Here is a 6,129-nt window from a genome sequence, read left to right on the forward strand (position 1 = left end):
ATTGCCGCGAGATGTCGCTAAAACGTTTTTGCTTCTACTGGAAAAGTGATTCATCAAGAATTTGGTAGTTCTGAAACAGGAACTATTGCTTTGAATCTTCATGAGGATCCCGATTTAAATATTGAATCTGTAGGCACTCCTTTGGCGAACGTTAGAGTTCAAGTAATAAAGGATAGAAGTCAAGGCACAGAAACGATTCAAGTTAAAAGTGAAGGATTATCTATAGGCTACCTTGGGGAAAAACCCTTTCTTCGTGATTGGTATACAACTGGTGATATAGCAGAAATCGGAGAAAATGGATATATTTATATTAAGGGCAGAATAAATAGAATTATTAATATAGGAGGAATGAAAGTTAACCCACTGGAGGTTGAAAAATGTCTGCTCTCCCATCCTTCCATCAAAGAGGTGATGGTAAAAGGAGTGCCTCATTCTGATTTTGGAGAGGTTATCGAAGCACTAGTTGTAAGAAAAAATACGTATTTAAATGAAGAAGAGTTAATCAAGTTTTGTCGAAGTCGTATTGCATTATTTAAGGTGCCCCAAATCATTAGATTCGTTAATACATTGCCGAAGACCGGGTTAGGAAAAACGAAGTATAATAATAGCGAGGTTATTTCATGAGGCAGAGTTCTATATTTCCTCTTGAAAAAGGTGTTTTATGTTTCACAGCAAATCTAAGAAATTACTTGTCATATTATAGTTTAAAATGTACAGAAAACTGGTTACAGGGTGTGCTTGGGTGTTTAGGTTTTTTCTATACGCCATCTGCTGAAACCAATAATGTTGTACATGGTCTTAATGGGAGTTGGCATGATATATTCACTCGTTTACAAAAGCAACTTGATACCCCATTATCATCAAAAGAATTCTCTGTGAATTGTAACATCCACAACTTATTAAATGAAATTGTTGATTCCTATAAGATTGGACTGATATGGATTGATCAATATGAATTAGATTACTCTGTTTACTATAAGAAAACTCATTTGTGGGGGTTAGTGGTTTTTCTTGGAGTAGAGGCTGAACATATCGTAATATTTGATAATGGTTTAAGAAAGATACCGATTCAGATATTTGCTAAAGCGGTGAGTAAGGACGGAAAAATAATAATATATTATTCTGGTACCGAATGTTTGATTTGGGGGAAAAAGGATAAGATAATTGTACTTGAAGGAATTCAGGCAACGATTGAGTGTCTTACATCAGTAAACTCTGTTAACAATGAATATTACGGTATATTAGGAATGGAAAAGTTTCTCTATGATTTTATCTCTTGTGTAGAAACCGAAAGAATATACAATTTTTATTATCAGTTAAATCGACCAAGTGGAATGACATTGTCAAGAGAGAGCATGGTAAGATTTTGTATAGAATTGAAAGAAAAATGGCCATTCCTTAAAACTGAAAGTTGCCAAATGATATATGAGGAAGCGAAAGATAAGTGGCGTAAAATAGCAAATCTATTATTCAAACTTAGTAACACTGGAAGCGAAGAATTAAAAAAAGGATCATCCATCGTTTTCATGATGTTATTGAGCTAGAGAAAGAAGGGGTTACTTCCTTACAAGTATTGACACAGCAACTGAAAGAAAAACTTTGTTTTGAACAACAAGTTTAATCAAAGCGCTTCTTTAAGAATAATAAAGCTATAACATATTTCTAATTATCTCAAAAGAAATGGAGTATTATTATGGGAATTAACAAAATGGTTGCAAATATCGGCGTTGCGAATGTTGATACTGCCGTTGAGTTTTATCGAAGCTTATTGGGTTTTGATATTGTCAGAAAGTTTTCCGACCATGAGGGAATTGATTGGGCTCATTTGAAATATCAGAACATTGAACTGACATTTTTCCGTAAAAGTGATAGAGAGAAAACGATTGAAGCAAGCAATGTACTTACATTATTTATGAATTGCGACAATGTCGAAGCATTGTATAATCATTTTATTCTTCATGGTTACCAACCCGAAGATATGTATCTAACTTTTTATCACTCATTAGAATTTAAAATAAAAGATCCAGAAGGATACATGCTATTTTTCTCGCAAAATTGCAAAGAAATAAACATGACAAAAAAGCTCTTGCTAGAGAAAATAAAAGCGAAATATAACGAATTGCAAGAAGTGATTCGAAGTTTACCATTAGTGATGATTCAAAAACCTGGAGTTCAGGGGGAGTGGTCAATAAAGGATATTATTGCTCACCTCACTGCATGGAATAAACGTTTGATATGTTGGATCCAATTATCAAATCAAGGGGAAATACCACAAACTCCAGAACCAGGTTATACTTGGGATAAGATTCATCAATTAAACCACGATACTTTTATGAAATTCAAAGATGTGGAGTTTAACAAAATTCTAGATGATTTCGAAGAATCTTACTTTCAGGTTCTCACATATATTAACACTTATCAAGATGATGATCTTAATAATTGCGAATTATACAGTTGGACAAACGGACAACCTCTTTGGGTTGATATAGGATTCAATACTTTCGATCATTACAGATCACATCTAGTTGCAATAAAGAAATGGGTAGGAATCGAAAAGGATTTAAATATTAACCCGAAGTAGGTTTGGAAACACTTTTCTATTATCAACTTGATATTATTATTATTATTATTTGGTAGGTGGTGGTGAGTTTTGAACTATAACATTATTGATGTTACCCCTGGTAATGTTCGCGAAGAGGGAATATTTTGCGCTATAAAAAATCAATATATGACAGGTATTGAAAAAAAATAGATTGGTTTAATAAGAGATACAATGAGGGCCTCCGAATGAAAATTGTTAAAAATGAGAGTGGTGAAGCTGCAGGATTTATAGAATATGTACCTGGGGAATTCGCATGGAGGACAGTAGATGCCAAAGGTTACATGTTCATTCATTGTTTGCAGGTTTCGCGTAATAAAACCGGTTTCGGATACGGACGAATCTTATTGCAAGAATGTATCGAGGATTCGAAGGGCACCAATGGGATAGTTATTGTTACAAGCAGAAAACCTTGGGTAAATGATAAAGCTTTTTTCTTAAAACACGGGTTTAAAGTTATTCAAAAGGCTCCCCCTTATTTTGAAATGGTTGTTAAACAATTTAAGGAAGCAAAACTTCCATCCTTTATAGACAAGTGGGAGGAGCGTGCTGCAAAATACGGGGATGGAGTGACTGTGATATACTCTGATCAATGCCCCTTCATTGACAATGCTATCCAGAGTATTTATGAAGCTGGGATTGAATGTGGCGTTACTGTGAAATTTGAAAAAATCGAATCCTACGAACAAGCGCAAAATGCACCTTCGCCATATGGTACTTTTCATATCATCGTTAATGGAAAGTTTATTACTCATAGGCTTTTTAATAAGGAAAGATATGTAGCAATTATTAGAGATTCATTAAGTTATACTGGGAAATGCCAATTTATTTAAGATTCAAGTTTCCATGCCGGTTAAATGGTGAGTTTATGATCGAGATTTGTGCATTACACATTGAAAAGAACCTCGATATTCAACAATTTGAATCTCTACTATTACTTGTTTCAGAAGAAAAGAGAAATAGAATTCTTAAAAATGTTAGGTTTGAAGATGCCCAGCGGTCTTTATTGGCGGATGTGTTAGCCAGATTTATGCTTTGTCGATCGTTGAATCTTTCTAATGAAGATATAACTTTCTATTATAACTCGTTTGGAAAGCCTTTCCTAAAAAATGTTGAGAATGTTTTCTTCAATGTTTCACATTCTGGAAACTGGGTTGTATGTGCATTAGATAACTCACCCATTGGAATAGATATTGAAATCGTTAAACCTATCGACATTTCAATTGCTAGACGTTTTTTTTCTACTGTTGAGTACAAAGACATTATGAAAAGGACGCCGACACAAAGAGAGGATTATTTTTACACGTTATGGACATTAAAGGAGAGTTATATTAAAGCAATTGGCAAGGGGTTATCGATTCCTCTTGATTCATTTTCCTTTCGTGTTAAAAATGATATGAAGGACCCGAACGGCAATATCGTGGCGGTAATCGGCTAACCCCCGCGGACAGACGCCGTGCGAATCCGTTTCTTCATAAAAGCCACAGTTTGATTTCCTGCACAAAGTGATTGGCGTCACTTTGGCGGAAATCATCCTGTGGCTTTCCTTGTACCATCGGCTATCGCCTGTATTGGCGGCCGGCTGCAAAAAAGTGCAACGCCCGGAAATTGCCGTGCAAAATGTTCCCCTTGTCGGAAGTCAAGAGTGCGCTTACATTTAACAACGCTTACAATTAACAACAACACGTGGCGCCTCGATGGAAAAGGGGAATTTTGACTGAAATGGGGGATTTCATGATTGCTAGCAGCCGTCGCATCAACGCATCCGAATTGGTGACGGGCCGCACTTCCGTTTGGAAAAGCGTCAAACGGGACAAATTTCTGTATTTGCTCGCGCTGCCCGGCATTCTGTACTTTTTGCTGTTCCGCTACGTACCGATGTGGGGCATCCTGATCGCGTTCCAGGAGTACTCCCCGTTCCAGGGCTTTTTGAACAGTCCTTGGATCGGGCTGGAGCATTTCCGCCGTTTTTTCTCCAATCCCGATTTTGTGGTGCTGCTGCGCAACACGCTCGCGATCAATTTTCTGAATCTCGTGTTTTTCTTTCCGCTGCCGATCGTGCTTGCCGTCATGTTGAACGAAGTGCGCAACCGCTTCTATAAAAGGATGGTGCAGTCGATCATCTACCTGCCGCACTTCTTGTCCTGGGTCATCATCGTCGGCATAACGTTCTTGCTCTTCTCGCTCGGGGACGGCGTCATCAACAAAGTATTGGTCGCTCTCGGCCATGAAAAGTTCGACTTCCTGACGAACAAGTCGCTGTTCTGGATTATGCTTACGCTGCAATCCATCTGGAAGGACGCCGGCTGGGGCACGATATTGTTTCTCGCTGCGATGGCCAGCATCGATCCGCAATTGTACGAAGCGTCCCGAATCGACGGAGCCGGGCGGTTCCGCCAAATTTGGCACGTCACGCTTCCGGGCATCCGATCGGTCATCGTCATCCTGCTCATTCTTCGGATCGGGCATGTCATGGACGTCGGTTTCGAGCAAGTGTTTCTCATGATGAACGGGGCCGTCGCAGAAGTGGCCGACGTGTTCGACACATACGTGTACAGGCTTGGAGTTCGCCAAGGGCAGTTCAGTTTCAGTACGGCGGTCGGCTTGTTTAAGTCCGTCGTCGGTCTTCTCATGGTCATCGCGGCGAATCGTCTCGCGAAGAAGTTCGGGGAAGACGGCGTTTATTAAATCCATAAGGAGGTGCCGCATAGATGCTGCAAACGTCCGACCGGGCTTTCAATTTCGTGAACGCGACGCTGCTCGCGATTATTACGCTCGTCACGTTTTTCCCGCTATATTACGTGTTTGTCGTTTCGTTCACCGATCCGTCGGAATACATCAAAGGCGGGGTCATTTTATGGCCGAAGAAATGGAGCTTCGCCTCTTATCAATATTTGTTCACGACGGATGCGTTTCCCCGGGCGATACTGAACAGCGCGTTTCTGGCGACCGTCGGCACCGCGCTCAGCCTCGCCGTCACGGCGGGATTGTCCTACGCTTTGTCCCGCCGCAGACTGAAGGGACGCCGTTTCCTGATGCTCGCGATTTTGCTCACGACTCTGTTCAATCCGGGCATCATCCCGCCGTACTTGCTCGTTCGGGAACTCGGACTTATCAATAGCGTATGGTCCCTGATCCTGCCCGTACTGACGAGCGGATGGTATGTGTTGCTGATGAAAGGCTTCTTCGACAGCATCCCGTCGTCGCTCGAAGAAGCGGCGCGTATCGACGGATGCAACGACGCCAGTGTCTGGATCCGCGTTATTTTGCCTCTGTCGTTGCCGTCGCTCGCTGCGTTCGGGCTGTTTTACGCGGTGTCGTATTGGAATACGTTCTTCACGGCGATGCTCTACATCAACGATTTCGAGAAACAGCCGCTACAGGTTCTGCTGCAAAACATGTTAATCGACTCCTCGACCGCTTCCGGAGGCGCCGCGGCGCAGGAGATGATGTCCGAAGAGCGCATTCCGCCGGAAACGCTCAAGATGGCCGCTGTTGTCGTCGCCACCGTGCCGATTTTGCTCGTGTAC

7 protein-coding genes are annotated in these 6,129 nt (G+C 41.0%); all 7 read left to right on the forward strand.

Features of this window, described 5'->3' with window-relative positions; translation table 11 throughout:
• Positions 1 to 45: 45 nt before the first annotated feature.
• The gene (locus PACILC2_RS11005; RefSeq protein WP_213528882.1) at positions 46 to 624 is read left to right on the forward strand and encodes an ANL family adenylate-forming protein; all 579 of its coding nucleotides are present in this window, start codon (positions 46 to 48) and stop codon (positions 622 to 624) included.
• A complete protein-coding gene (locus PACILC2_RS11010; RefSeq protein ID WP_213528883.1) occupies positions 621 to 1,544 on the forward strand; it encodes a BtrH N-terminal domain-containing protein in 924 nt (307 codons plus the stop codon). Before PACILC2_RS11005 ends, PACILC2_RS11010 begins: the two co-directional genes overlap by 4 nt.
• A 149-nt stretch (positions 1,545 to 1,693) precedes the next feature.
• Complete coding sequence (locus PACILC2_RS11015; protein ID WP_062491244.1) at positions 1,694 to 2,581, forward strand: ClbS/DfsB family four-helix bundle protein; 888 nt, start codon at positions 1,694 to 1,696, stop codon at positions 2,579 to 2,581.
• Positions 2,582 to 2,787: 206 nt separating this feature from the next.
• Entirely contained in the window at positions 2,788 to 3,432 is a 645-nt protein-coding gene (locus tag PACILC2_RS11020) for a GNAT family N-acetyltransferase (protein ID WP_062491247.1), read from the forward strand.
• Positions 3,433 to 3,467: 35 nt separating this feature from the next.
• Positions 3,468 to 4,037 carry a 4'-phosphopantetheinyl transferase family protein gene (locus PACILC2_RS11025; protein ID WP_062491249.1) on the forward strand — a complete coding sequence of 190 codons (570 nt, stop codon included), beginning with the start codon at positions 3,468 to 3,470 and terminating at the stop codon, positions 4,035 to 4,037.
• Between the two features lie 296 nt (positions 4,038 to 4,333).
• Positions 4,334 to 5,287 carry an ABC transporter permease gene (locus PACILC2_RS11030; RefSeq protein WP_244863439.1) on the forward strand — a complete coding sequence of 318 codons (954 nt, stop codon included), beginning with the start codon at positions 4,334 to 4,336 and terminating at the stop codon, positions 5,285 to 5,287.
• 23 nt (positions 5,288 to 5,310) lie between these two features.
• Positions 5,311 to 6,129: carbohydrate ABC transporter permease (locus PACILC2_RS11035; protein ID WP_213528885.1), on the forward strand; the 819-nt coding region annotated here is incomplete at its 3' end.

This window comes from Paenibacillus cisolokensis (assembly GCF_018403665.1).
Taxonomy (GTDB): Bacteria; Bacillota; Bacilli; order Paenibacillales; family Paenibacillaceae; genus Paenibacillus_AH; species Paenibacillus_AH cisolokensis.

Coding starts and splice junctions, on each gene's coding strand:
- PACILC2_RS11010 (WP_213528883.1), top strand. CDS start 621: ATGAGGCAGAGTTCTATATTTCCTCTTGAAAAAGGTGTTTTATGTTTC.
- PACILC2_RS11015 (WP_062491244.1), top strand. CDS start 1,694: ATGGGAATTAACAAAATGGTTGCAAATATCGGCGTTGCGAATGTTGAT.
- PACILC2_RS11020 (WP_062491247.1), top strand. CDS start 2,788: ATGAAAATTGTTAAAAATGAGAGTGGTGAAGCTGCAGGATTTATAGAA.
- PACILC2_RS11025 (WP_062491249.1), top strand. CDS start 3,468: ATGATCGAGATTTGTGCATTACACATTGAAAAGAACCTCGATATTCAA.
- PACILC2_RS11030 (WP_244863439.1), top strand. CDS start 4,334: ATGATTGCTAGCAGCCGTCGCATCAACGCATCCGAATTGGTGACGGGC.